Here is a 25,293-nt window from a genome sequence, read left to right on the forward strand (position 1 = left end):
ATACTACGAATGTACCAATTTTGTTTTTATCTATAATGATTAAACAATTTCATACAAGCCATAGTTGGGTGAGAAACGGAGGAGTCATCTTGGTACCAGTTTCTCACTTTATTTTTTTAAATTAATGAAATTTTAATAATAGATCTACCTAGCGATAGAAACTTGAAAATTCTATTTGCTCTTACAATTTGCATATTTTTTGCAATTGGACTAGTTCCAGATGCTTTTAGTCACGGTCTAGGTGGAGAAGTTCTTCCACCAGTAACCATTAATGGAAAAGATGCAACGCTATCCATTGGAATTTCTCCATCAGTATATGATGAAAATAATTCTGAAACAAATATTTCATTAAAGCTATACGACACAGACTCTTCTGCAATAATTGAACATGTAACATTTGACTTTGAATTAAAAAAAGAAGGTAAACTTCTTTTCAAAGATATTTTCCATGATGAGCTTGGAAATTTAAACATCAAAGTCCTAACTGATAATTCTGACAAAACAACAATTGAGGGAAGCAAAGAACCTCTCTCTGGTGGTTGGATAAAAAAAGATTTTGAGCCCATAGTTATTCGGGGCCCTGTATTTACATCTGGAGGATTATATGACTATACAGTAAAAATTCTAACAATCAATTCTGATTCTAATGTGCTATCTGAAGAAATAATACTAGAAGGTGCAATTAGTCTTGCAGAAAATAATTTTTTTGATGTAAAAAGTAATTCAAATGAAGATTATACCCTACAACTAATTTCATACTTTGATAAAATCAATAATTTTTCATTTGACTCAAACACAATAAAATTCTCAATGCCCTTTGACTGGAATCAAAATATTGAACAGCTCAGTGTCGTACATGAAGAAATAAGAGTTCCTAACACCTTTGGAGATTTTCTTTCAACAACTTATACATCAATAGTAAATGATATCGCATTACCTGCTGATGCAGTGACAATTGATGATTATTCCTTTGAAGATAGAACAATTCACCTTGTCTTGAATCAAAAATTAATCAAGGAAATTCGTGATAGTGCAATCCTTGATTCAGATAATACCATGAATTTTGAGTTAAAACCAAACCAACAAGTAACTTTTCCTCTTGAATTTGCAACACCTGATTTAAGATACAAAGTATTTCTTTCTTGGGAGCCTGAGATTATTCATACATCAGAAGAAGTAAAATTTTTTGTAAGCTTTGAAGAATTATTCTCTGATAGATCTCAAAAATTAATTGAATATGATTTAACCATAATACAAAAGGGTTCTGAAATCTATTCTAAACATTTGGTTGGAAATGCAAACTCGATTAATCCTAATATTCACAAAATAATTTTTGATGATGCCAAATCAGGTACTGCAAATTTTGTTTTATCAAACATTAATGGACATTCTCTATCAAAAGGAAATTTTATTATCGTAATACAACCATCTAATCAGATTCAATCTGATATTCCATCCTGGATCAAAAACAACGCTGGATGGTGGTCAGATGGCACAATAGATGATACTTCATTCATTCAAGGAATTCAATTCTTGATTAAAGAAAAAATTTTACAAGTTCCAATTACAACTCAAAACTCTGAGTCAAATTCATCTGATATTCCATCCTGGATCAAAAACAACGCTGGATGGTGGTCAGATGGCACAATAGATGATACTTCATTCATTCAAGGAATTCAATATTTAATTAAGGAAGGCATTGTCCAAATTGAAAACTGAATAATCTTATTATACAAATTTCTATCAAACCAAATCATCAATGCTTCCATTAAGGGATGAGAATCCCCATCCTCCAGGTTTCAAACCAAAAGTAACCTATGCGTTAATCATTGTAAATGTAATTGTATTTTTTATGGAAGTTGCATATACAGGACAGTTCTTTGACTTTTCAAATCAAAATGCATTTGTAATGTTTTACAATTGGGGAGCAGTTCCCGCATGTATTACAGGAGAATATTCTGGAATTGATACCGGAAATGGAATCTTACAATGTCCTGCAATTTCAGAAATTAGTCTACTAACATCCACATTCATGCATGGTGGTTTGATACACTTGGGTGGCAATCTATTGTTTTTGTGGATATTTGGTGATAACATTGAACAAAAATTTGGTAAAGTAAAATATCTTGGAATTTATTTAATGTGGGGAGTTTCTGCAGGATTGATTCACATTCTTGGTGATACTAGCAGCTCAATTCCTGCAGTTGGCGCTTCTGGTGCAATCTCTGGAGTATTGGGAGCATATCTTGTAATTTTTCCAAGAGCAAGAATTCAGACTTTCTTGATGCTTGGATTCTTTTGGAGGATGATGCATATTCAGGCTCGTTGGTTTTTACCATTTTGGCTAGTATTTCAAAACCTACTTCCATTTTTCATTGGTGGGTTTGGTGTTGCAGGTGGTGGTGTAGCATATCTTGCACACATTGGTGGATTTGTAGTTGGACTGGGAACAGGATACATTTACAAAAAAATGCACAGTTCTGACTTTACATACGGCACAAGATATGGTTACAGACCAGATTATTGAAAGAATAAATCACTGATTTTGTTTGCAATTCGTATGCCTTTGATTACCGTGTCTATGTATCCTGGAAGAACTCAGGAACAAAAAGACGAATATGCAAAAGCAATTACAAAATCAGCAGTTGATATTCTAAAGACAAAAGAAAATCATGTAATTGTTGTTTTTGAAGACAATCCTAAAGAAAATTGGTTTTTAGCAGGAAACCAACTTTAATTATTTTTTAAAAATATTTGACTGGAAAATATCCCTCCAGTCAAGGGATGACATACACACTATGGTCGGTTTTGTATTGTTTAGAATAATTTTACATAATAAGAAAATGGTACATTTCTGAATTGTACCACAAGTTTATCCTTTTATTCTCATACAATTAATCTATTTTATGAAAGTGGCAGTAGTTCAATTCAAAGCATCAACAAATAAGGAAGTTAATTTAAAAAAAATTCTTTTATACATTTCAAAAACTGCATCTAAAAATGCAACACTTTGTGCATTTCCAGAATTTATGATGTTTTATACAAATTCATCTCAAACCTCAAAACAATTAGCAAACTTGGCTGAAACAATTAATGGAAACTTTGTAAGATCTATTTCAAAAGCTGCAAAAGAAAATAAAATTCAAGTTGTAGGTTCATTTTATGAGAAGAGTAGAACAAAAGATAGAGTGTATGATACTGCTTTTGTAATTGATAAATCAGGTAAAGTAATCTCAACTTATCGTAAGATACATCTCTATGACGCACTAGGCTTTAGAGAATCCGATAAAATGAAATCAGGCTCAAAAATTTCAAAGCCTGTAAAAACATCTATCGGAAAAATAGGCATGATGATTTGTTATGATTTAAGATTTCCAGAGATGTCAAGATCACTTGCAGCTGCAGGTTCAGAAGTTTTAGTTGCTCCATCAGCTTGGGTCAAAGGAAAAATGAAAGAAGAACATTGGATTACAATAAACAAAACACGTGCAATTGAAAATGGATGCTATGTTATTGCACCAGATCAAGTTGGAAATATTTACTGTGGACGAAGTCTAGTTGTAGATCCATATGGAAAAATTTTACTAGACATGAAAAAGAAACAAGGAATAAGTTTTGTTAACATTGATTTGAGTTTAGTAAAACAAACACGAAAAATTTTACCATTACTTAAAAACAGAAGAACTGATGTATATCCTACTTTGAAGGCTTAGTTTTTCTACTGTCACAATTATAATTGCCACATTGTTTAGTCCATTTTTGATTTCGTGAATAACGAAAAATTATCATTGGCCATTTACAAACATCACATGGCATCTTTGTTGCTCTCATTTTTGCTTTTTGTAACAACGGGGATGATGCTTTACATCCACCGTAAAAATTTGAACAGCCCATGAATCGCTTTCTTGTAGCTTTTGATCTAATTACCATCAATTCACCCAGTTTACATTCAGGGCATGGAACAAGTCCCTTTTTGGGTGAATTTGTTCCAAGAATGATGTATTTTTTCTCTTTTGATGACCAAGAAAGAAATCCATTACTATCAAAATATTGAATAATTTCTTTTTTGAAGATACTGGTTCTTGACTTTGTGGTTTTTACTACATGTCTTATCACTGGTTTTTTAATTTGAACAGTTTTGAGATTTGATTTTCTTGGCATTTTCTATGATGAGTTTACTAAAACGATTTTTATAGGGAAATGGGTCAGTGACATTTGTGGAAAAGGTCTGCGTTCTTGGCGCTGGTAGCACCAAATATGGAAAATTAAGTGAAAGTATTGCTGATATTACTACTCAGGCATCGGTTTCAGCCATAGAGAGCGCAGGTATTGATCCTAAAGAGATCAAAGCATCTTACATTTCAAACGTTTTTGGAGTAGCTGACAAGCAGGTCCATATCGGTCCTGTATTGATGAGCAGATTAGGAATTCCTGATAAACCATCATTAACTATAGAGTCTGCATGTGGTAGTGGTTCCGTGTCATTTAGAGAAGCATATGCAAATGTTGCAGCAGGATTTTATGATTGCCTTGTAGTAACTGGTGTTGAAAAAGTAACTCACACTGGAACTGAATGGACAACAACTTATTTTGCATATTGTTCTGACTTTTTCTATGAAGGTCAAGCTGGTGCATCATTTCCAGGTTTGTTTGCATCTATGGCAAGAGCTTACTTGACAGAGTTTGATGCAACTGAAGAAGACTTTGCTGCAGTTGCAGTAAAGAATCACGATAATGGTTTTCTTAATCCAAAAGCTCACATGCAAAAGAAGATTACTGTTGATGACGTAATGAAATCAGCAGTTGTTGCAAGTCCACTAAAGCTTTATGATTGCTGTCCTTTCTCTGATGGTGCAAGTTCCGTTATTCTTTGTTCTGAAAAATTTGCAAAAGAACATGGTGGTGACTATATTGAAGTAATAGGATCTGGTAGAGGTGGTTCACCTGCAGCATTACAAGGACGTGAACACATGACTACAATTCCTAGTACTAAGATTGCAGCAGCAGATGCATACAAGATGGCAGGTGTTACTGCAAAAGATATTGACTTTGCAGAAGTACATGATTGCTTTACCATAGCAGAAGTTGTTGATACTGAAGACTTGGGGTTCTTTGACAAAGGTCAAGGCATCCAAGCAGTTCGTGAAGGCAGAACAAAATTAAATTCTGATATTTCAATTAATCCATCAGGCGGTCTTAAATCAAAAGGACATCCAATTGGTGCAACAGGTGTTGGACAAGTAGTAGAAGTATTTGATCAACTTACTGGAAAAGCTGGTGAAAGAACTGTTAAAGATGCAAAAATTGGTTTAACTCATAATTTTGGTGCAACTGGTGCAAGTTGTGCTGTACATGTTTTCCAAAGTGTGTAAAATGACTGTTGAAGAACAAGTTATAGAATATGCAAAACAAGGAAAATTCTTAACTCACAAATGTACCGAATGTGGGTATCTTCACTTGTCTACTGCTTATTACTGCCTAAAATGTGGAAGCAAGGGCTTTGAGGATGTTGTCTTAGATGGAGTAGGCTCTATAGCCACATACACCATAATCACTGTGGCTCCTGCGGGCTTTGAGAAATACACTCCTTATGCTTTTGTTGTACTTCAAGTCGATAATACAGAATTGAGAATTTCAGGATTTATGGCAGGAATTGCCACCCCTGATGATCTACCTGTAGGGACAAGAGCCAAAATTACTGGTTTTGATGAACGCGGAATTATCATCGAAAAACAGTAAAATTATTTGCTTGAATTATTAAAAAAAATCAAAATCTTTTCTTAATTATTTTGCGTATCAGATCATTTTCATGTCAGTAGAAATTACATGTGGAAAATGTGGAGAAAAGATCTCAAACATGAAGATGCTAAAATCTCTAAAAGATGTCCTTAATCCATCAAATGGAAAGTGTCCATCTTGTGGACAAAAGCTTTCAACATCAGAATTTTCACTAGATGTTCAAGAAAAATAATCAAAAGTGATCTTCATCAAAGATTATTTTTTTCATTTTGATAAAATTTGATCAAAAACTGTAACAAATAATCTAGTCATAAGTCTTATTTACTCCTTATTTTTAGAAACAACAGTGAAACAGAAGGAAGAAGATTTAGAATTAGACTTAGATGTTGATGCTGATTTAGATGATGACAATGATCTAGATATGGATCTAGATGATGATGTAGACGATTCAGATCCAAAGAGAGGCGGAATATTACAATCTACCTCAAAACGTGTTAGGATGATCTTTTCTGTTATGGCCAGTCCTAATAGAATAGATATACTCAGAATCCTAAATTCTAAGGGCCCATTAACTTATTCAGAATTAAAGTCCCTAGCTGGATTCAAATCCAAAAAAGAAAGTGGAAAATTTGCATACCACTTGAGAAAATTACTTAGACAATCACTTGTTGCACTAAATAAATCAGAAAGACGTTATACAATTACAAATCTAGGAAAACTTGTTCTAAGTTTGGCAAGACAAATTGAAGAACGATCAATTATTGAAAGTGGAAAAATGTATGTTAGAACATCATCTGAATCCATTGAAGAATTTAACTCACACAAAATTATTCAATCATTAGTTAGAGAAGGAAGTCTTCCATTAGAATTAGCACAAAAAATTACCGAAGAAGTTGAAAATAGAATTTACAAATATCAAACAACATATCTTACAGGTGCATTAATTCGTGAAATGGTTAATTCTGTACTTCTTGAGCACGGTCATGAGGAGTACAGGAACAAATTGGCACGCCTAGGCCTGCCTGTTTATGATGTACAAGAAATGATTTCCAATTTGGATAATGTGGATAATGGTGCAGAAGGCCTTTTGTTCAATACTGGACAAAAAGTATTTGCCGAGCATCTTCTCACAAACGTTTTACCAAAAGATGTAGCAGATTCTCATCTTTCTGGAGACTTGCATATTTCTAATCCTGGAATTTGGTCAATGATTCCTGATACAATATTTGTGAACATTAAGGAATTAATCGAGGATGGAATTGATCTTGGTGGAAAATATCTTGATGTATCAAGAATTCCTGCATCAAAACAACTTGATGAAATTACAAGTGCACTATCTGTGGCAATTGCATTACTATCAAAGGAAGCTTCACAAGAAATTGTACTTGACGGACTAGTTGCATTATTTGCTAAACATTCAAAATCATTACCTGAGTTAGAACAAAAATTAACTGATGCATTTGCAACTGCATCAACTACTTCAAAATACAATAAGACTAGCACTAATGTTTCTATTCGCTTACAATTAGGAACTGACACAAAAATTATTAATTCAATAATTAGTGCATACAAAAATTATACAAAGATCACACCAATTCCAAAAATTGGATTAATTATTGATGCTGATAAAGGAAAGATAACTGATGTATCTCAAGAAGTCTCAGAAATAATTTCTATTGGTGGCAAAGTAATGTTTGCTAAAGGTCAAACATCAAGTTATGGAATCACTAACGGTTCTACCAAATCATCTGGTCCACTTTCAATCATTTTACAATCTGTTTCAATCAATCTTCCAAGATTAGCATTTGAATCAAATAAAGATGAAACTTACTTTAGAGCAAGACTTGCTTTATTGATGAAACCTGCATTAGCTTCAATGGCACTAAGAAAAAAAGAAATTTCTGATCTTACAAGAAGAGGTCTCAATCCAATCCTTGCAAAGAATACACAATACATGCAAAGAAGTTCTGTTTCTCTTGTTGTAAACTTGGTTGGAATCAAAGAAGCTGTTTTCAATATTTTAGGATTCCAAGATAATAAAGAAGGTCGAGATATACTCCACAAAGTCATTGAAACAGCAGTTGATGTCGGTGCCAAAAAGGGCAAAGAATTGGGTGATACAGTGGCTATTTCCATGACTGAAACTGAAGGCTCTACTCGTTTTGCTAGCCTTGATGGAGAAAAATATGGTAAAAACTCCTCTCTGAACTCTATGGATGCTGATTCATATTCTCAAGGCGTGTTGGTTAATGCTTCAGAAGTTTCTGACTATACGGTAAAAAGTGAGCCTATTTCAGAATGTAACAAACTCTCAAAATTACTCAATGGAGGCTTACTTGTAACATTAGATATTGACAAGGATGCAAAAGTTGAGGATATTAAAAAATCAATTGAGAAGACGTCTGAACTTACGCCTTCCTTCAAACCCGTTAGACACACAGCAATTTGTGGTGAATGTGGTTTCAAAGATGAACAGTTTGATGACAAGTGTCCAAAGTGTAAGTCTCCTTACGTTGTCTGATTTTCGTAAATGAAAAACTAGTTCCGATCATTTTTCAAAATATTTTGATCAGTTTCAGATATCGCGATCATCGTTAATTGTTATTGAAGTTATGTTGATATGATCTTCATATTCTTATTTGATCCGATCCAATGTACATTGGAGCGTTGTCAACTTTATTGAGTCAAAGTTTTAGGAAAACTGGACAAACAGTTTATACAGTTATTCTTTCTAACCCTCATCGGGGAGATTATAATGGATAATTCACAAATAGAAAATACGATCACTGAGATCCGTAAGCGCAGTGGCGCAGTAACGGCTTTCAATAAAAATAAAATTTCAAATGCCATTTATCGGGCATTGGCAGCCACCTCTAAAGCCGATCGTGGCGTTGCCGACAAACTAGCTGAAGATGTAGTAAATAAGCTAGTAGAACAAGGATTTACAAACTCTAGAGCACCTACGGTTGAGGATATTCAAGATATTGTAGAGTCAACTTTAATCGATAGCGGCAATAGCGATATTGCAAAGGCATACATCGTTTATCGACATGAGAGAAGAAAACTAAGAGATGAAAAAATGAAGGTCTTAAATCTAAAGACTTTGGATCCCGTCTCCAAGAAATTTGACTTGAATTGTCTTAGAGTACTTGCCTCTAGATATCTTTTCAGAAATTCAAAAAGTGAGATAATTGAATCACCAACTCAAATGTTTGAAAGAGTTGCAATTCTGGTTGGAATTGGTGATATGCTATATGATTCTCAAATATTTGATAAGGCTGGAAGTCATAAACAAGATGTAGAAGAAGCAAATTCTTATCTTGAAAAATTAGATGCCTTTGATTATAAATTCAAAGTTGGAGATTATTTCTTTAACAAATGGCATTTTAGAGCACTCATCACTCATTATGTAACCCTTGCAAACAAAGGACAAATGAAAATAAGTTTCAAAGATGTTTTGACACTGCTAGCAGGTAAAAAACTTGACAGCTATGCAGACAAAATCACTGAATACTTTCAAATGATGACTGCACAAGATTTCCTACCAAATTCACCAACCATGATGAATGCTGGTGGAAGACTAGGACAACTCTCAGCATGCTTTGTACTTGGAATGAATGATGGCATGGAAGAAATCATGAAATCCACTTCTGATGCTGCACTAATTTTCAAATCTGGTGGTGGAGTTGGAATTAACTACTCTGATCTTCGTGAAGAGGGTGATATTGTAGCATCAACATCTGGTGTTGCATCAGGTCCTGTATCATTCATGAATATCATCAACACTGTGACTGAAGTTGTAAAACAAGGAGGAAAAAGACGTGGTGCAAACATGGGAATTATTGAAGCATGGCATCCAGACGTTGAAAAATTCATTACAAACAAAACCGAAGCTGGAGTTTTAGAAAATTTCAACATCAGTGTTGGAATATGGGAAGACTTTTGGCATGCACTTGTAAACACAACTGATGGTAACTATGTTTTACGTAGTCCACGTGATAAAAAACCAGTAAAAGAAATCAATGCACATCAATTAATTGATCTAATTGCATTATCTGCATGGAAAAGCGCAGAACCTGGTTTGATCTTCTTTGATCAAATTAACAAATACAATGTATTTGCAAAAGCTAGGAAAGGACCACTAAGAGCAACAAATCCATGTGGTGAACAAAGCCTTTATCCATACGAGTCATGCAACTTGGGTTCTATCAACTTGGTAAATCTTGCAAAAAGACAAGCTGATGGTTCTTATGAATTTGATTGGCAAGGATATGAAGAGATTATACGAAAGACAACAAGATTCTTGGATAACATCATTGATGTAAATAATTATCCAGTTCCAGAAATCAATGCAGCCTCAAAAGAATCTAGAAGAATTGGACTTGGAGTAATGGGAGTAGCAGATTTGTTATACCGACTCAAAATTCCGTACAACTCTAAAGAAGGATATGAACTACAATCAAAACTATCTGAAGCACTAACATACTATTCTATGGAAGAAAGTGTAGCACTAGCTAGTGCTCGTGGCGAATTCCCACTTTGCTCACAGACAGAATATCCAGAAGGTAAGATTCCAGTATCAGGATATTATGAGAAACCAAAAGATTCTCATTCCTATGAGTGGGATCCGCTTATTGAGAAAATCCAAAAACATGGTATTAGAAATGTCTTAACCACTACAGTAGCTCCAACTGGAACCCTTTCCATGATTGCAGACTGTTCAAATGGAATGGAACCTGCATTTGCTCTGGTCTTTGAAAAGAGAGTTACTGTTGGAAGATTCTTCTACACAAACAAGATTCTTGAAGAAGCCCTTAAAGAAAGAGGTCTTTACACAGATGAAATTCTTGAGAAAATAGCAGACAACTATGGATCATTGAAAGGAATTGAAGAAATTCCACAAGATTTGCAAGATGTCTTTGTTACAGCAATGGATATTCATTGGGCAGATCATTTAATGGCCCAAGGTGTATGGCAAGATTGGATTGGTAATGCAATTGCAAAGACAATCAACATGCCATACGATGTAACAGTAGAAGATGTAAAATCTGCATATCTATTGGCACACGAAATAGGTCTGAAAGGAATGACTGTTTATCGTGATGGTTCCAGACACAAACAGGTTCTTCACATGACAAGTGAAAATGCAACAAAGACCTTTGAGGTTAGACCAAGTGATTACATGACTGAATTTGTAACCAAAAACATTACAAATCCATACATAAAATCTCAAGTTAATGCTGCACTTGCATTAAAAGTACATGATGAAGAGATTACAATAGAACCTCCAAAAACTGAAGAGGTTTCTGAGGATCGTCTATGTCCAACATGTAAAAACAATCTTGTATTTGTTGAGGGTTGTAGTATCTGCATTGAATGTGGATACAGTGGTTGTACTTCTGGATAAATAACAGAATCACAACTTTTTTACTTTCTTTTATTTTTCATCCTGTATGGATAAAAAACTCCTAGGCGTAATTATAGGCATAGGAGTAATTATAGGTGTAACTTCTTTAGTTTTGGCTACTATCAATTCTGAAATTGTTTTGCCCCAAGAAACAAATGAAAAAATTGGTCTTGTAATTAATTCTCCTACTCAATCAGTATCTTTGAGTCAACTAGATCAAATCTATGCAGATTCATCTTCTACTGGAATAGGAAGAAGTAATGTCTACTTGTTTTGGAATATTGTAGAACCACAGCGTGGAGAATTTGATTGGCAGCAATCAGATATACTAATGGGATTAAATGAAAAAAATAATCTCAAAGTTACACTTTTCTTTTCAGTAATCAATGGAAATTCATTAGGACCGTTTCCGGATTGGATAGGAAAACCACCAATAAATTCAATTGGTGAAGACAGACTTGTTAGTGTACTTGATGCAATTTTATCAAGATATCACATAGTTGATTCGGTAATAATATCTGGTGAAACTGAATCACAATTTAGATATTCTGAACAAAATATTCCAGTATATCAAGAACTATTTTCTAATGTATATGATAAATTAAAAGAGAAACATCCTGATGTAAAATTTGGTAACTCCTTTGCATTACACCAAATCTTGAATAAAGATTTAGGACATATTGTTGATGAATTAGCAGTTGGGGATTTTGTTGCATTCTCATATTTTCCAGTTGATAATCTAAATGATATTGTAAAAACCCCTTTTGAAGCTAAACAAGATCTAAAGAAAGCATTTGATATCGTACCTAATAAAAAAATTGCATTTTTTGAAGTTAGTTGGAGTTCTTCTGATTTTGTAGGTGGTAATACTACATCTCAAAAACTATTCTTGGAAGAAATGTTTGATTTTTACTCTGAAAATGAATCTGAGATTGAGTTTTTTACTTGGTATAGATATTCTGATAGGCCTGAAGGAACTTGCGTTACAGAACAACAAGAAATTGGTGATGAAAGTATTAGTGTTGGAGGTGGTTCAGGATTAGGTAGTAGTGAATTTACTATCCAAAGATTAAATCATTACATTTGTAATGCTGGTCTTGTTGAAATAGATGGAACTGTAAAACCTGCATGGGATGAATTTAAAAAACAAATTGAAATGATAAACTAAAATGATTTCTTTAATTCTATCTGAATCGTCTTTAGAACTGATGCCTTTACAATTAAAACATCATCCTTCAGTGATATCACATGCAAGAAAATTAGGAAAGCGCCCATCAGAAATTTTACTAGATAATTCTTGGCATTTTGCAGCAATGAAAGGAATTGATAATGAAATAAAAAGAGGACGTCCAGATCTTGTACATTTTTCAATTCTCGAAGCTACAACAATTCCATTATACTTACAAAATAAAATAAAACTTTATGTTCATACCCTAGATGATAAAGTAATTTCCTTTGGACAAAATGTCCATATTCCTAAATCTTATCATCGATTTGAGGGAGTAATAGAAAAATTGTATCAAGAAAAAAAAATTATAACAAAAAATAATGATGTTTTATTAGAAATTGAAAAAAAAACATTCCCTAAATTAATTGAAGATATTAATCCATCAAAAATAATTGGTTTTTCTACCAAAGGTACTAAATCTACATATGAAAAAATCGCTAAAAATATTCCTGAAAATGCCTGTATTATAATTGGAGGATTTCAAAAGGGGCATTTTTCAGACTCGATTGAAAATAAAATAACTGAATTATTTTCTATTGGAGATGAATCATTTGAAGGCCATGTAGTAATAGCTAGAATGCTTTACGAGTATGAAAAAACCATTTTTATGTAGGAAATTAAATTTGCATTTTGTTGCAGTCATAGTATAGCCTGGTTAGTATTCGGGGTTTCCAACCCTGTGACGCGGGTTCGAATCCCGCTGACTGCATTTTTCAACCTATGATAACCAATTTTTAGGTCAAACTCTAGATGTAATTATGAAACTTGCAGCAAAAAAAATTGCAATGGAGAGAATGGAAATTCTTATTGAAAATGCAATTAGTAATGCAAAATTAAATCCTGAACTTTCTCAGAGACAAGCCTCTATTGCTAGACGAATTAGCACAAGACACAAAATTAGAATGCCTTACTATCTTAGAATGGTTTTTTGTAAAAAATGTAAATCCTTTATTGCTCCTGGAATAAATTCTCGAATTCGCCTAGGAAGAACCTCTGTTAAGTCGATCAGAATTTCTTGTAACTTGTGTGGGCATACTTATCGTAAAATTATATCTCAATGATTTATAAGACGATTATCGAGTTTTTGACACTATGGCAAAGGTATACGATGTACCAGCAGATGTGTTGATAGAAAGACTAGCTGCAGCATTAAAAAATGAAGACATTCCTGCACCTTCTTGGATTCCATTTGTAAAAACTGGAGCTCATGCAGATAAACCTCCACAAAACAGAGAATGGTGGCATACTAGATGTGCATCAATTTTGAGAAAAATTTACCTTAATGGTCCAATTGGAATTAATGCTTTAAGAAATGATTATGGCGGTGGCAAACCTTCTGGTTATGGAGCTGCTCATCACAGAGATGCTGGCGGTGCAATTATTCGTAATGCAATTCAAGGATTAGAAAAACTTGGTTATGTTCAACAAGTTGAAAGAAAAGGACGTATAGTTTCTAAACAAGGAATGCAAAAACTAGATAGACTAGCTACAGAAATTCTCAAAGAACTAATTGTTGAAAATCCGCAATTAAAAGTATATTCTTAGATTCAAAATGAGTTTTCCGGATTCTAACGAACCACCTACAGATAACACAAATCATGAACTAGCTGCACAAAAAGAGCAAATTCTAAAACAAGTTTTATCTCCTGAAGCTAGAATGAGACTAAACAATATCAAAATGGTAAAACCTGAACTATCTGATATGGTTGAGCAATATCTTATTGGAATGGCAACACAAGGCAAGTTACCTGGCCAAATTAGTGACGATCAATTAAAGCAAATTTTACTCTCAGCACAACAACCTAAACGTGATTTTAAGATAAATCGAATCTGATCCAGTAAAAATATAATTATGGGAACAAAGTCGACTAATACATGAAAGCCGTAGTATACAACGAATATGCACCAGATGATAATTATGCTAAGATCCTTAAAGTCCAGGATATAGATGATCCAAAACCAAAATCAGATGAAGTAGTCTTTTCAGTAAAAGCCGCTGCTCTAAATTATAATGATATTTGGGGAATGAGAGGTCAACCAGTTCCTGTTCCATTACCACATGTTTCAGGTTCTGATGCTGCAGGTGATGTAATTGCTGTAGGTGAAGACGTAAAAAATATCAAAGTTGGTGATAGAGTTGTATCTCACTCTAACATGTCATGTAGAGTTTGTAAAGCATGTACTGATGGTAGAGAATTTGATTGTGTAAATAGAATGATTTGGGGATTCCAAACTGGTCCAACATGGGGCGCTTATCAAGAAGTTACCCATTTGCCAGAAGTTAATGTCTCAAAAATTCCTGAAGGAGTATCGTATGACGAAGCTGCTGCTGCATCAATGACCATTTTAACATCATGGCATATGTTGGTTGGCAGAGCAAAGATTGTTCCAGGACAAACCGTCTTGATTATGGGTGGTGGTTCTGGAGTAGGAAGCTTTGGAATTCAAATTGCCAAACTATACAATTGTGATGTTATTGCAACTGCTAGCCCAGACAAATTAGACAAATGTCTGGAACTTGGAGCAGATTATGCAGTAGATCATAGAAAAGATGATTGGCATAAAGAAGTAAGAGCAATTACTAAAGAACTTGCCAAAAAGAAAGGCGAAGTTCCAGGAATTGATGTTTCCTTTGATCACATAGGTGAAACACACTGGAATAAACAACTAACCTTACTCAAATATGGTGCAACACTAGTTTCATGTGGAGCAACTACAGGCTATGATGCACATACAGATCTAAGACATGTGTTCTTTAAAGGAACTAACATCTTAGGTTCAACACAAGGAACCAAAGCCGAACTTGATCAAGCCTTATACTGGATGGGTCAAGGAAAAATCAAAGCAGCTATTGACTCAACATATACGTTTGAGCAAGCAGCTGAGGCTCATACAAAGATGTTAACTGGAAAAGGACTCTTTGGCAAAATCTTAATGAAGCCAGAGGGCGCTTAGTCATTTAATGACTCAGCTTTTTCGCAGTCTCATTTTTGTTCCTGGAAATAATTCCAGATTCTTAGAAAAAGCTAAAAGCCTACAGGCAGATATTGTTTGTTTTGATTTAGAAGACTCGGTTCCTGAAATTGAAAAATCTAAAGCAAGAAAACTAATCAAAACTGCTTTGAAATCAAGAAAATCATATTCATCTTCAATTTTTGTTAGAACAAACTCTCCAAATTCTGGAAAAATCCCTGATGATCTCAAAGAAATTGTACAAAAGGGAATTGATGGAATTGTAATTCCCAAAGTGAATAACATTAAAGAACTAAAAATTATTGAAAAATCTCTTTCTAGATTAGAAAAAACTCGAAAGATTAAACCGATTCAAATTATCCCTTCAATTGAATCTGCAGAAGGAGTTGTTAACACGTATGAAATTGCATCGTATGGACAGAGGATTTCTGCAGTAGTTTTTGGCGTATTTGATTTACTTAATGATTTAGGAGTTGAATATTCAAAAAATTCTGAAGGCGAAAAATACTCTAGACGAAAAATACCTGTTGATGCACATGCAGCAGGAGTTGCAGTAATTGATGCAATATGGCAAGATCTCAAAGATGCTAAAGGATTAGAAAATGACTGCAAATTAGGAAAAAGTCTTGGATATACAGGAAAAAGTATAATCCATCCTGATCAAATCCCAGTCGTACACAAACTATTTCATCCAAACAAAAGTGAAATTTCTTGGGCTGAGAAAGTATGCAAAATTTATCTTGAATCCTCAAAGAAAGGCAAAGGTGCCACAACTGTTGAAGGAAAAATGATTGACGAAGTTCACTTCAAACAAGCAAAAGCATTATTAGATCTTATAAAATAATTTAACTCCCATACTTATTCTAATGATTCTATTATTACTTTCATACTGGTGCTTTTCTCAAACATTTTTTTAGTTACCACACCTACCACACCAATCTTATCCTTTTTAATATCTAATTTTATTTCTTCAAACACACATTGTAATTTAGATATTTTTTTACTTTCACTCAGTATTTTTCCAGATTCTATAATTAATCCATTAAGAATTAAATTTTCAATTTTTCTATATCCTGATGTCTTTGGAACCTTAGATTCTTTAAGAATTTGAGGAATGGTATATTCATTTTCCAATAGTGTTAAAATTATTTTTCTTGTCTCGATTTCTCCAAATAACTCTAAAATCAAATCTCTTAAATCTGAATCTATTATTGTAACTAAAAATTTGTTATCTCTTTTTTTCACTTTAAGAATTTTTGAGATACAATCTATTTCAAATTTTTTTGAATCTATTGATGAATTTTTTTTAAGAGTATTTGAAAATTTTTGGAAATGTTCAATTGATAATTTAATTGACATTCCATGCTCTAAAAATAATTCTCGTTCAGTTTTCTTCAGTATTGTTGAATCTAGTTCTTTTTTTATTTGAGATGATAATGCAGTTGCAATTAATCTATCAATTCCTCCCATACCGTTGTTGTAAATGATGGAAAATATTAAAGCACTGGTCTTCGTACTATGACTAGATATGTCTAAATCAGTAATTGTAATTGATGATGATGAAGATACTGTTAGATTATTCAGTGAATTTCTTGAAGAACATGATATCAATGTAATAGGTAATGGATTTGATGGTGTGACTGCAGTAAAACTCTTCAAAGAAACTAAACCTGATGTTGTTCTAATAGATCTTAATATGCCAAATGGAAGCGGATTTTATGCTATAAAAAAAATTCAAGAAATTAATCCTAAAGCATGCATAATTGCTGTTACTGCTGATGGAAGTTTTGCAACTGAAGAAAAATTAGAAAAACTAAACATTCCTCTTATTCAAAAACCATTCAAAATGGATCAAGTGATTTCTATTATCAAGAACTAAATTATTCCCATTTTTGGAACTTTTCATATAATCTTATATTGAAAACTTCATACAATTACTTTGATAGATATGAGTAAAAGAGTAACAATAATGATTGATGAGGATCTTGACAAAAAAATTAGAACACGACAAGCAAAATTAATTCAACAAGAGCAATCTTCGTACAGCTATTCTAAAGTATTGAATGAAACACTTCGTAAAGTATTAAAATAATTTTTTCACTAAACCCATTTTTAATTAGAATACATTAAAGATGATGAATTTTAAATAAATTATAAGATGATTGATCTTCTTGATCCTTCAAATGTAATTACTAGGATGTTTAATGCAGAAAAATATGATGAAATGTATCAATACTGCAAAAATATACTTGAAAATGAACCAAACAACATGCTTGCATTGCAAAATATTTCATTATCTCTAATCTATCTAAAAAAATATGATGATGCTATTGATTATTGTAATCAAGTTCTGGAAATAAAAAATTTTGATACATATGCCTTAAAAAATAAGATTTTTGCCCTTGAAAATTTAAAACAATACAAACAAGTTCTAGAATTATCTGAACAATTGGTTTCTGCCAATCCTAAAGATATTTGGGCACTAAACAGTATGGGATTGGCATTAAATGAACTAGATAACCACAAAGAAGCTCTAAAATGCTATGATACATCACTTCTAATAGATCCTGACGATGTCACAGCCTTAATGAATAAAGCTATTTCTTTAAGTCATCTAGGAAATTATCAAGAAGCGATTGAATATTATGATAAAGCACAAACAATTGATCCAAATTTAAGAGAATTACCTTTAGCAAAATCTAGACTATATGAAAAACTAGGCATGACAGATGATGCATTTTTAGCAGCTCAAGGAATTCTTAACAAAGATATGGAAAAAATCAAAAAAGACGCAATAGAAAACAAATGTTCTGTTTTTCATCAATTTTGTGATAATGAATTTAAGGAATTCAACAAATAATCTAATATCTAAATAATTTTATACACAACTATGGCAGATTCTATTATGTTTACAGGAATTGTTGAAGGAATTGGTAAAGTAGAAAAAATTTCCAAAAATACAAAAAATCGAAGTGCAATTCAAATGACTGTAAATTTAGGAAAACACAGAAAGGGATTAAAAATTGGACAAAGTGTTGCTCTAAATGGAGTATGCCTTACAGCTACAAAACTTTCAAAAAATAGTTGTGTTTTTGAAATGATTGAAGAAACTACAAAAAAAACAGATCTTGGAAATTTAAAAGTTGGAGGTGTTGTAAATATTGAAAGAAGTTTAAAGGCTGGTGATAGATTAGAAGGTCATTTTGTTTTAGGTCATGTAGATGGAGTGGCTACAATCAAAAAAATTCTAAAAAAACCTAAAGAAGTTCAAGTTTGGTTTGAAGTTCCAAAAAAATTATCAAAGTTTGTTGTCAAAAAAGGATCTATTGCAGTTGATGGAATCAGTTTAACGGTAGTTGACATAAAAAATTCTCTTGCTTCTGTTTCATTAATTCCACATACTATTGATGTTACAAATTTTCATACCAAGAAAGTAGGCGATAAAGTTAATATTGAAACTGACATTCTTGGAAAATACATTCTTAAATGAACTTGATTATTTACCACTTTAGTAGTAATTACCAGTTTTTTAGTAAACTTTATAATTAGATTAAGAAGTTTTTTCATATGACCCTTGAATCTGCTTTACAATCTCTAAAACGTGGAGAATTTGTTCTCTTGTTTGATTCTGCAGGAAGAGAAAATGAAATTGATATGGTTGTCGCAGCAGAATTTATCACTCCAGAACATATCGCAAGAATGCGTCAGCATGCTGGCGGTTTACTATGTATGGCAATTGATAACAGCTTTGCAACTTCTTTAGATTTACAGTATATGCATGAAATTCTTTCTGAATCTTCTATTTCAAATAAAGAAATGATAATGGGATTAGCTCCTTACGGTGATCATCCTACTTTTTCTTTATCAGTAAATCATTATCAAACATACACTGGTATTACTGATAAAGATAGAGCATTAACAATTAGCGAAATGGCTAAAATATACAATGTTGAAAATAAACAGAAAAAATTTGCTTCATCTTTTAAGACTCCTGGACATGTTCCATTATTGATAGCATCCAAAGGATTGTTGGCTGCTAGACAGGGACATACAGAAATGTCTGTTTATCTTGCTCAAGTTGCAGGATTAACTCCAGTAACTGCAATTTGTGAAATGATGGATGCAGAAACTTATGCTGCACTATCTGTTGAAAAAGCAGAAAAATTTGCAAAACAAAATGGAATTCCATTAATTGATGGGAAAGAATTGTTAGAATATGCTAAGGTGAATTAGTTTTGAATATTGCAATAGTCTTTTCGGAATTTAATGAGGAAGTGACATCTAGGATGCTTGATGTCGCTAAGGAAAAAGCAAAATTGTTAAAATTAAAAATCTCTCACACCTGTATGGTTCCCGGAGCATATGATATGCCTATAATTGTGGATTCTCTATTAAGCAGAAAAGAAGTAGATGCTGTAGTCACATTAGGTGCTATAATTAAAGGTCAAACTAAACATGATGAAGTAATCTCTCATGCTGCTGCCCAAGCTTTGACTGATTTATCGTTAAAATACAAAAAACCTGTTTCTTTAGGCATTTCCGGTCCAGGAATGCAAGAACGACATGCTTATGCTAGAATTAGACCTGTGGCAGAACGTGCAGTAGAAGCTGTTGTAAAAATTTCTCAAGAATTAAAGAGAATTCAAAAATGATTCAACTCAGCATTTTAAAAATAACTGAATATGGTCCTTGGACCCTAACTTTGGGAAGTGATAGAGAACATGAACTTCAAATGCTTCAAGCATCTCTGTATAAAGAAGTTCAAAAATTATTTTCTGAAAAAAATTGCATTGTGTTTCTAAACAGGGCTGATGAATTTTTTGTAGTTTCAAATGGTCTTAATTTAGAAGATCATGTCAAAATACAACAAATTCTTGAAAAATCTTTTGAAATTAGATTGACAATATCAATTGGGTTTGGCAATACTCCATTTGAAGCAAATTTGAAAGCATATGAAGGAAAGAAAAATAAAATAATTTTAAATTCTGATCACAATATTTTTGGATTTATTGATGAAGGATCTCTTTCAAATGTTTCTATAATGCATTTAGATGTAGATGATCTTACTTCTAGAAGAGAAACTGATTCTCCATATGAAATTTCATCAATAATTTTTGAATTATATTCAAAAATGTCAAAATATTTTCTAGATAAAAATTCTCTTACATTCTTTATGGGAGGGGATAATTTTATGGTAGTATCAAGTAATGACGCAAAAAATTCCGTTCAAGAATTTATCAACTTGATAAAAAATACTGATAAAATTTCTTTGAATTGTGGAATAGGAAATGCTAAGTTGGGACGAGATGCTGTGAAATTAGCCACAAAATCACTTGATGCTATAAGAGAAATTCGAGATTCAGGCAAAGACAAACCTGAAGTTTATGAATTGTCATGTTAATAAAAAATATTAGTATACTATTTGGAGATAATCTTGATTATGTATCCAATACTGATGTCAGAATTATCAAAAATAAAATTAAAAAAATAAATCAAAAAATAAAACCCATTTCAAATGAAGATTCTATAGATTGTCAGGGGCTTTTAATGATTCCTGGATTCATTAATGCACATACCCATATTGGAGATTCAATTGGAAAAGATATTTCTTTAAACCTAACGGTTGATGAAAAAATTCATCCTGTATTTGGTGCTAAATCAAAAATTTTGAAACGTACCTCTGATGAAAATCTAGGGAATTTTATGAAGAATACATGTTATTCAATGATTAGAAAAGGGATTACTACATTTGTCGATTTTAGGGAAGGTGAATTAGATGGAGTAATTTTACTGCAAAAAATACTAAATGATGTCCCAATTCGTTCAATTATTTTAGGTCGTATGGAATTTTATCAAAATAATAGAGAAATTAAAAAAAATCTATCTTTTCCAACTACAAAAACTGCAGAATTTATTAAATTGCTGAAAAAATGTGATGGGATAGGGGTTAGTGGTGCAAATGAAAATAGTACTTCAATTCTTAACTTCTATTCAAAATCTACAAAACTGAGAGCGATTCATTCGGCTGAAACTAAAGAAAGTTCCAATAAATCAAAAAAACTTACCGGAAAATCTGAAACCACTAGAGCCTTATCTCTTAAACCTCATTTTTTGGTTCATATGACCTATGCTTCAAAAACTGATCTAAAATTAGCTTCTAAAAAAACAAGAGGAATTGTGATTTGTCCTAGAGCAAATTCTGCTCTTGCTGAAGGCATTCCTGATGTTGATTTAATGCAAAAATCTGGCTGTATTCTGGCTTTAGGCACAGACAATGTTATGATCAACTCTCCTGACATGTTCAGAGAAATGGATTTTGTTTGGAAAGTAACTATGGGAATGCATAAGAAAAGAATTGATGCAAGAGAAATTCTAAAAATGGCTACAGTAAATGGTGGAAAAATCTTGAATAAACCAATTGGAGAAATCAAATCCGGAAAAATTGCTGATTGTATATTTTTAGATAAACATGCATTAGATTTAGAACCAATGCATAATCCACATGCATCTATCGTTCATAGAGCATCTGAATCAACAATCAAAGCTGTAATGATCGGAGGAAAATTAGTTCATGGTAATCTCTAAACCCTATGTAATTCTAAGTGCTGCAATATCCATCGATGGTAAAATTTCAACTAGAACTGGAAATTCAAAACTATCTTCATCTGAAGATCTTGTTAGATTACATAAACTAAGAAGCAAAGTTGATGGAATTATAATTGGAAAAAATACTGTGATTAAAGATAATCCATTACTAACTGTACGTCATACTAGAGGTAAAAACCCTGTTAGAATTATTTTGGATTCTAAAGGAAAAATCTCTTCTCATTCTAAAATATTACAAACATCAAACGAAATCCAAACTATTATTGCTGTATCAAAATCTATTCCAAAATCAAATGTTGACAAACTAAATAAATTCCCAATAGAATTGATTTCTACAGGACAAAAATCTGTAAATCTTAAATCTCTTTTATCAAAACTAGCAGCAAAAAATTTGAAAACCCTTTTGGTTGAAGGAGGAGGCACGGTCAATTGGGAATTTATCAAACAAGATCTTTTTGATGAAATAATAATTACTCTTTCTCCCTTTGTAATTGGTGGAAATAATGCTGTATCGCTTGTTCAAGGAGAGGGATTTGATATAATATCAAAATCTCCAAATCTAAGGCTCAAATCAATGAAGAGGCTCAAAAATCATATAGTTTTGAATTATCTAAAAGTGTAAGTTCTTATACTTTATTTGAAATAAAATTACAAGAAATTGGCAGTAAAAAAGAAAACTCCAAAAAGAAAAACTACAACCAAAAAGGCTACTTCAAAAAAGAAAGCAGCACCAAAAAGAAAGGCTGTAACTAAAAAGAAGATCACTAAATCAAAAGCTAAAAAACCAGCATTTGGTGGATATGCAATTAGTTTTGCAGGACGTACTGAAACTGTAGAACAAGTATTTGGTAAGAAACCAATTGCACCAAGTGAAATGACCAAGAAAATCTGGGCATTTGTTAAATCAAAAAGCCTTTCTAATCGTTAAACCCAAATGTTAACGAAAATTCGTTAACTAATTTCTATCTTTTAATTATTTTTCTTAAAATGAATAAGATATAGATATTGGATTAAACGTGATACTTACATGTCTACTGCATCTTTAAGACGAGATCATGAACTTATAGAAAAAGTCATCAAAGCAATGGAGTCTACCATTCAATTATTAAATGATGGGAAACAAATTCCTGAGTCAATATTATTACCTGTAATTGATTTTTCAAAAAACTTTACTGATGTATGTCATCATAGCAAGGAAGAAAAATCATTATTTCCTGCTTTAGAACAAGCTGGTTTACCTACCAATATGGGACCTATTGCAATGATGCTAATTGATCATCAACGTTCAAGAGAAATTGGAACTGAAATGGAAGCATCTGCAAAAGAATATCTTACTTCAGGTGATTCAACAAAATTAGTTAGTGACATGCAACAATATGTTGAACATATCACAGAACATTTGTGGAAGGAAAATAACAAACTCTTCATGATGGCAGAAGCAAGATTACAATATGTGTCTGAAAAAGTTGATAATGAATTAACTGAGATCGAAAAATCCAAACTTGATGAGCTTGGAAAAACTAGAGCACATTATGAACAACTAGCTGAAAATCTTACAAAAGATGTCTCTGAACAAGGAAATTAACTTTGTCTAACAGCATTTTTGGTCAAGTAACTACAGTCAGAAAATTTGTCACTGGTGATATTGAAGTCGATTTTTATCATGAAGATGAATTATCCACGTATAGATATTCATCTGAACCTTCTCGATTGGGAGATTTTCCTAAGGAATTAATTGAAATTTTGGCTTCGACTTTGGCCACTGATATCTGTGTTGAAATTTTCTTTGGAGATGATGGTAATCCTACACATGTTGAACTAGAAGAATGCGACGATGAGGATGATTTAGATGATGAAGAATTTGATGAAGATTCTGAAGAATAAATGTCTTGATTTATTGCCTATTCGACATAATGATGATGTGTTAAATTATCATAAAATCTGACTGATTTCAAGTTTACAAATTCTAACATACCATATCTTGATAATTCTCTTCCAAATCCACTGTGTTTTATTCCTCCAAATGGGATTCTTGGATCTGAAATAACAACATTATTGACACTCACAATTCCAGATTCAATTCGCCTAGACATCTTATCTGCTTTAGCTAGATCTTTTGTCCAAATACTAGCTCCTAGGCCAAATTCACTTTCATTAGCAAATTTGACTGCCTCACTTTCATTCTCAACAATAGTAATTGGCGCTACAGGTCCAAAAGTTTCCTCTTGTGCAATTCTCATGTTTGGTTTAACATTTCTAAGAATTGTTGGATTGTAAAAGAAACCTTTGCCATCCCTCTCAGAACCTCCTAAGAGAATTTCTGCACCTTTTTGTTTTGCATCTTCTACAATTCCTGAAATTGTATCTAAACCATCTTTACTAGATAGTGGCCCAATATCAGTTTCAATTGACATCGGATCTCCCACTTTGAGCTGAGATGCTTTTTTAATAAACAATTCAATAAATTCATCTGCAATATTTTTACCTACAAAAAATCTTTTTGATGCAACACAACTTTGCCCACAATTAATGAATCTGCCTTTGACAGCTCCCTCTGCAGCTTTTTCAATAATTGCATCATCCAATACTATGAAAGGATCACTTCCACCTAATTCTAATACACATTTTTTCAAATTTTTTGCTGCTCTTTCACCTACTTTTGCACCTGCATTAGTACTACCTGTAAACGTTACAGCATTTACATCTGAATCAATAAGATAATTTGCAGATTCTACGCTTCCTACAACTGTCTGAAAAATTCCATCAGGAATACCTGATTCGGTAAATGCTTTTTCAATTTCAATACCTGATTGCATTGTAACTCTAGATGGTTTCATAACAATTACATTTCCTGCCATTAGGCATGGAGCTGCAAATCTTAATGCTTGCCAATAAGGAAAATTCCAAGGCATTATAGACCCTATAACACCAAGCGGTTCAAAAGTTAGAAAACTCTTTCTTGCATCCGTGTTTAATACTTCATCAGAAAGAAAACTATCTCCGTGATCTGCATAAAATTCTAATGCCCATGCACATTTTTCAACTTCCCCAATTGATTCTTTAAGAGGTTTGCCCATTTCTGCAGTTGCAATTTTTGCAAGTTCTGTTTTATGCTTCTTTAGATATTCTACTAAATTGTAAATGTAACTTCTACGTTTTTCATAATCTTTTTTCCATTCAGGATATGCTCTTTTTGCTTTTCCCACCAAATCAAATACTTGATTTTTGTCCATTGACGAAAATGTTTTAATTTCTTCCCCTGTAGATGGATTTACCGTAGATATTTGACTCAAGAATATTTCGACAATATTCTCCTATTTATTCTAGTAACCTTGTTTTC

At 32.6% G+C, this 25,293-nt stretch carries 31 protein-coding genes and 1 tRNA gene; 29 read left to right on the forward strand and 3 right to left on the reverse strand.

The window, feature by feature from the left end:
• Positions 1–162 precede the first annotated feature (162 nt).
• The 4 genes from K5781_RS05025 to K5781_RS05040 all read left to right on the forward strand — a co-directional run bounded on the left by K5781_RS05025 (position 163) and on the right by K5781_RS05040 (position 3,713).
• The gene (locus K5781_RS05025; protein ID WP_297441389.1) at positions 163–1,719 is read left to right on the forward strand and encodes a peptidase; all 1,557 of its coding nucleotides are present in this window, start codon (positions 163–165) and stop codon (positions 1,717–1,719) included.
• Positions 1,720–1,759: 40 nt separating this feature from the next.
• The gene (locus K5781_RS05030) at positions 1,760–2,527 is read left to right on the forward strand and encodes a rhomboid family intramembrane serine protease (RefSeq protein ID WP_297441391.1); all 768 of its coding nucleotides are present in this window, start codon (positions 1,760–1,762) and stop codon (positions 2,525–2,527) included.
• A 33-nt stretch (positions 2,528–2,560) separates the two neighbouring features.
• Positions 2,561–2,737 carry a tautomerase family protein gene (locus K5781_RS05035; protein WP_297441393.1) on the forward strand — a complete coding sequence of 59 codons (177 nt, stop codon included), beginning with the start codon at positions 2,561–2,563 and terminating at the stop codon, positions 2,735–2,737.
• Positions 2,738–2,906: 169 nt separating this feature from the next.
• Positions 2,907–3,713 carry a carbon-nitrogen hydrolase family protein gene (locus tag K5781_RS05040; RefSeq protein WP_297441395.1) on the forward strand — a complete coding sequence of 269 codons (807 nt, stop codon included), beginning with the start codon at positions 2,907–2,909 and terminating at the stop codon, positions 3,711–3,713.
• On the opposite strand, the gene K5781_RS05045 is transcribed toward K5781_RS05040, so the two are convergent.
• Entirely contained in the window at positions 3,697–4,161 is a 465-nt protein-coding gene (locus tag K5781_RS05045) for a DNA topoisomerase (RefSeq protein WP_297441397.1), read from the reverse strand. The genes K5781_RS05040 and K5781_RS05045 overlap by 17 nt on opposite strands.
• A 47-nt stretch (positions 4,162–4,208) precedes the next feature.
• Between K5781_RS05045 and K5781_RS05050 the strand changes: the two genes are divergently transcribed.
• The 13 genes from K5781_RS05050 (at position 4,209) to K5781_RS05110 (ending at position 16,191) form a co-directional block, all read left to right on the forward strand.
• Positions 4,209–5,372, forward strand: coding sequence for a thiolase domain-containing protein (locus K5781_RS05050; RefSeq protein WP_366847943.1), 1,164 nt, complete (start codon positions 4,209–4,211; stop codon positions 5,370–5,372).
• Between the two features lies 1 nt (position 5,373).
• Positions 5,374–5,739 carry an OB-fold domain-containing protein gene (locus K5781_RS05055; RefSeq protein ID WP_297441401.1) on the forward strand — a complete coding sequence of 122 codons (366 nt, stop codon included), beginning with the start codon at positions 5,374–5,376 and terminating at the stop codon, positions 5,737–5,739.
• 70 nt (positions 5,740–5,809) lie between these two features.
• Complete coding sequence (locus tag K5781_RS05060) at positions 5,810–5,971, forward strand: hypothetical protein (RefSeq protein WP_297441403.1); 162 nt, start codon at positions 5,810–5,812, stop codon at positions 5,969–5,971.
• Positions 5,972–6,085: 114 nt separating this feature from the next.
• The gene (nrdD, locus tag K5781_RS05065; RefSeq protein WP_297441405.1) at positions 6,086–8,260 is read left to right on the forward strand and encodes an anaerobic ribonucleoside-triphosphate reductase; all 2,175 of its coding nucleotides are present in this window, start codon (positions 6,086–6,088) and stop codon (positions 8,258–8,260) included.
• A gap of 234 nt (positions 8,261–8,494) precedes the next feature.
• Positions 8,495–11,146, forward strand: a complete 2,652-nt coding sequence (locus K5781_RS05070; RefSeq protein ID WP_297441407.1) for an adenosylcobalamin-dependent ribonucleoside-diphosphate reductase — start codon at positions 8,495–8,497, stop codon at positions 11,144–11,146.
• A 46-nt stretch (positions 11,147–11,192) separates the two neighbouring features.
• Positions 11,193–12,314, forward strand: coding sequence for a hypothetical protein (locus K5781_RS05075; RefSeq protein ID WP_297441409.1), 1,122 nt, complete (start codon positions 11,193–11,195; stop codon positions 12,312–12,314).
• 1 nt (position 12,315) lies between these two features.
• Positions 12,316–12,987, forward strand: coding sequence for a ribosome biogenesis protein (locus tag K5781_RS05080; protein ID WP_297441411.1), 672 nt, complete (start codon positions 12,316–12,318; stop codon positions 12,985–12,987).
• Positions 12,988–13,009: 22 nt separating this feature from the next.
• Positions 13,010–13,083: transfer RNA gene (locus K5781_RS05085), tRNA-Gly, on the forward strand.
• A 49-nt stretch (positions 13,084–13,132) separates the two neighbouring features.
• Positions 13,133–13,435: an RNase P subunit gene (locus K5781_RS05090; RefSeq protein WP_297441413.1), complete on the forward strand. Its 303-nt coding sequence runs from the start codon at positions 13,133–13,135 to the stop codon at positions 13,433–13,435.
• Between the two features lie 31 nt (positions 13,436–13,466).
• On the forward strand, positions 13,467–13,919 hold the full coding sequence (locus K5781_RS05095) for a 30S ribosomal protein S19e (protein WP_297441415.1): 453 nt from the start codon (positions 13,467–13,469) through the stop codon (positions 13,917–13,919).
• 7 nt (positions 13,920–13,926) lie between these two features.
• Entirely contained in the window at positions 13,927–14,208 is a 282-nt protein-coding gene (locus K5781_RS05100) for a DNA-binding protein (protein WP_297441417.1), read from the forward strand.
• Positions 14,209–14,249: 41 nt separating this feature from the next.
• Positions 14,250–15,329, forward strand: a complete 1,080-nt coding sequence (locus tag K5781_RS05105) for a zinc-binding dehydrogenase (protein WP_297441419.1) — start codon at positions 14,250–14,252, stop codon at positions 15,327–15,329.
• A gap of 7 nt (positions 15,330–15,336) precedes the next feature.
• Positions 15,337–16,191, forward strand: a complete 855-nt coding sequence (locus K5781_RS05110; RefSeq protein ID WP_297441421.1) for a CoA ester lyase — start codon at positions 15,337–15,339, stop codon at positions 16,189–16,191.
• Positions 16,192–16,205: 14 nt separating this feature from the next.
• Here K5781_RS05110 and K5781_RS05115 read toward each other — a convergent pair whose 3' ends face one another.
• Positions 16,206–16,817, reverse strand: a complete 612-nt coding sequence (locus tag K5781_RS05115) for a transcriptional regulator (RefSeq protein ID WP_297441423.1) — start codon at positions 16,815–16,817, stop codon at positions 16,206–16,208.
• A 58-nt stretch (positions 16,818–16,875) separates the two neighbouring features.
• On the opposite strand from K5781_RS05115, the gene K5781_RS05120 reads away from it, so the two are divergent.
• From K5781_RS05120 to K5781_RS05175, 12 genes are all read left to right on the forward strand, one after another.
• On the forward strand, positions 16,876–17,226 hold the full coding sequence (locus K5781_RS05120) for a response regulator (RefSeq protein WP_297441425.1): 351 nt from the start codon (positions 16,876–16,878) through the stop codon (positions 17,224–17,226).
• Positions 17,227–17,295: 69 nt separating this feature from the next.
• Complete coding sequence (locus tag K5781_RS05125) at positions 17,296–17,439, forward strand: hypothetical protein (RefSeq protein WP_297441427.1); 144 nt, start codon at positions 17,296–17,298, stop codon at positions 17,437–17,439.
• Between the two features lie 66 nt (positions 17,440–17,505).
• Entirely contained in the window at positions 17,506–18,207 is a 702-nt protein-coding gene (locus tag K5781_RS05130) for a tetratricopeptide repeat protein (RefSeq protein WP_297441429.1), read from the forward strand.
• A gap of 45 nt (positions 18,208–18,252) precedes the next feature.
• Entirely contained in the window at positions 18,253–18,837 is a 585-nt protein-coding gene (locus tag K5781_RS05135) for a riboflavin synthase (protein WP_366847962.1), read from the forward strand.
• A 77-nt stretch (positions 18,838–18,914) separates the two neighbouring features.
• Complete coding sequence (gene ribB, locus K5781_RS05140; protein ID WP_297441433.1) at positions 18,915–19,580, forward strand: 3,4-dihydroxy-2-butanone-4-phosphate synthase; 666 nt, start codon at positions 18,915–18,917, stop codon at positions 19,578–19,580.
• 2 nt (positions 19,581–19,582) lie between these two features.
• Positions 19,583–19,999 carry a 6,7-dimethyl-8-ribityllumazine synthase gene (ribH, locus tag K5781_RS05145; RefSeq protein WP_297441435.1) on the forward strand — a complete coding sequence of 139 codons (417 nt, stop codon included), beginning with the start codon at positions 19,583–19,585 and terminating at the stop codon, positions 19,997–19,999.
• The gene (locus tag K5781_RS05150) at positions 19,996–20,748 is read left to right on the forward strand and encodes a GTP cyclohydrolase IIa (protein ID WP_297441437.1); all 753 of its coding nucleotides are present in this window, start codon (positions 19,996–19,998) and stop codon (positions 20,746–20,748) included. Before ribH ends, K5781_RS05150 begins: the two co-directional genes overlap by 4 nt.
• The gene (locus K5781_RS05155; protein ID WP_297441439.1) at positions 20,742–21,932 is read left to right on the forward strand and encodes an amidohydrolase family protein; all 1,191 of its coding nucleotides are present in this window, start codon (positions 20,742–20,744) and stop codon (positions 21,930–21,932) included. The genes K5781_RS05150 and K5781_RS05155 overlap by 7 nt, the downstream gene beginning before the upstream one ends.
• Positions 21,919–22,575 carry a 2,5-diamino-6-(ribosylamino)-4(3H)-pyrimidinone 5'-phosphate reductase gene (locus tag K5781_RS05160; protein WP_297441441.1) on the forward strand — a complete coding sequence of 219 codons (657 nt, stop codon included), beginning with the start codon at positions 21,919–21,921 and terminating at the stop codon, positions 22,573–22,575. The genes K5781_RS05155 and K5781_RS05160 overlap by 14 nt, the downstream gene beginning before the upstream one ends.
• Positions 22,576–22,611: 36 nt before the next feature.
• Positions 22,612–22,881 (forward strand): hypothetical protein, encoded by a 270-nt coding sequence (locus tag K5781_RS05165; RefSeq protein ID WP_297441443.1) that lies wholly within the window; start codon positions 22,612–22,614, stop codon positions 22,879–22,881.
• Between the two features lie 99 nt (positions 22,882–22,980).
• On the forward strand, positions 22,981–23,538 hold the full coding sequence (locus tag K5781_RS05170) for a hemerythrin domain-containing protein (protein ID WP_297441445.1): 558 nt from the start codon (positions 22,981–22,983) through the stop codon (positions 23,536–23,538).
• Positions 23,539–23,540: 2 nt separating this feature from the next.
• On the forward strand, positions 23,541–23,837 hold the full coding sequence (locus K5781_RS05175; protein ID WP_297441447.1) for a hypothetical protein: 297 nt from the start codon (positions 23,541–23,543) through the stop codon (positions 23,835–23,837).
• A 17-nt stretch (positions 23,838–23,854) separates the two neighbouring features.
• On the opposite strand, the gene K5781_RS05180 is transcribed toward K5781_RS05175, so the two are convergent.
• Complete coding sequence (locus K5781_RS05180) at positions 23,855–25,246, reverse strand: NAD-dependent succinate-semialdehyde dehydrogenase (protein ID WP_297441449.1); 1,392 nt, start codon at positions 25,244–25,246, stop codon at positions 23,855–23,857.
• Between the last annotated feature and the right edge of the window lie 47 nt (positions 25,247–25,293).

The sequence above is a fragment of the Nitrosopumilus sp. genome, assembly GCF_025699255.1.
Taxonomy (GTDB): Archaea; Thermoproteota; Nitrososphaeria; order Nitrososphaerales; family Nitrosopumilaceae; genus Nitrosopumilus.

Coding starts and splice junctions, on each gene's coding strand:
- K5781_RS05030 (WP_297441391.1), top strand. CDS start 1,760: ATGCTTCCATTAAGGGATGAGAATCCCCATCCTCCAGGTTTCAAACCA.
- K5781_RS05035 (WP_297441393.1), top strand. CDS start 2,561: ATGCCTTTGATTACCGTGTCTATGTATCCTGGAAGAACTCAGGAACAA.
- K5781_RS05040 (WP_297441395.1), top strand. CDS start 2,907: ATGAAAGTGGCAGTAGTTCAATTCAAAGCATCAACAAATAAGGAAGTT.
- K5781_RS05045 (WP_297441397.1), bottom strand. CDS start 4,161: ATGCCAAGAAAATCAAATCTCAAAACTGTTCAAATTAAAAAACCAGTG.
- K5781_RS05055 (WP_297441401.1), top strand. CDS start 5,374: ATGACTGTTGAAGAACAAGTTATAGAATATGCAAAACAAGGAAAATTC.
- K5781_RS05060 (WP_297441403.1), top strand. CDS start 5,810: ATGTCAGTAGAAATTACATGTGGAAAATGTGGAGAAAAGATCTCAAAC.
- K5781_RS05070 (WP_297441407.1), top strand. CDS start 8,495: ATGGATAATTCACAAATAGAAAATACGATCACTGAGATCCGTAAGCGC.
- K5781_RS05075 (WP_297441409.1), top strand. CDS start 11,193: ATGGATAAAAAACTCCTAGGCGTAATTATAGGCATAGGAGTAATTATA.
- K5781_RS05080 (WP_297441411.1), top strand. CDS start 12,316: ATGATTTCTTTAATTCTATCTGAATCGTCTTTAGAACTGATGCCTTTA.
- K5781_RS05090 (WP_297441413.1), top strand. CDS start 13,133: ATGAAACTTGCAGCAAAAAAAATTGCAATGGAGAGAATGGAAATTCTT.
- K5781_RS05095 (WP_297441415.1), top strand. CDS start 13,467: ATGGCAAAGGTATACGATGTACCAGCAGATGTGTTGATAGAAAGACTA.
- K5781_RS05100 (WP_297441417.1), top strand. CDS start 13,927: ATGAGTTTTCCGGATTCTAACGAACCACCTACAGATAACACAAATCAT.
- K5781_RS05105 (WP_297441419.1), top strand. CDS start 14,250: ATGAAAGCCGTAGTATACAACGAATATGCACCAGATGATAATTATGCT.
- K5781_RS05110 (WP_297441421.1), top strand. CDS start 15,337: ATGACTCAGCTTTTTCGCAGTCTCATTTTTGTTCCTGGAAATAATTCC.
- K5781_RS05115 (WP_297441423.1), bottom strand. CDS start 16,817: ATGGGAGGAATTGATAGATTAATTGCAACTGCATTATCATCTCAAATA.
- K5781_RS05120 (WP_297441425.1), top strand. CDS start 16,876: ATGTCTAAATCAGTAATTGTAATTGATGATGATGAAGATACTGTTAGA.
- K5781_RS05125 (WP_297441427.1), top strand. CDS start 17,296: ATGAGTAAAAGAGTAACAATAATGATTGATGAGGATCTTGACAAAAAA.
- K5781_RS05130 (WP_297441429.1), top strand. CDS start 17,506: ATGATTGATCTTCTTGATCCTTCAAATGTAATTACTAGGATGTTTAAT.
- K5781_RS05135 (WP_366847962.1), top strand. CDS start 18,253: ATGTTTACAGGAATTGTTGAAGGAATTGGTAAAGTAGAAAAAATTTCC.
- ribB (WP_297441433.1), top strand. CDS start 18,915: ATGACCCTTGAATCTGCTTTACAATCTCTAAAACGTGGAGAATTTGTT.
- K5781_RS05150 (WP_297441437.1), top strand. CDS start 19,996: ATGATTCAACTCAGCATTTTAAAAATAACTGAATATGGTCCTTGGACC.
- K5781_RS05155 (WP_297441439.1), top strand. CDS start 20,742: ATGTTAATAAAAAATATTAGTATACTATTTGGAGATAATCTTGATTAT.
- K5781_RS05160 (WP_297441441.1), top strand. CDS start 21,919: ATGGTAATCTCTAAACCCTATGTAATTCTAAGTGCTGCAATATCCATC.
- K5781_RS05170 (WP_297441445.1), top strand. CDS start 22,981: ATGTCTACTGCATCTTTAAGACGAGATCATGAACTTATAGAAAAAGTC.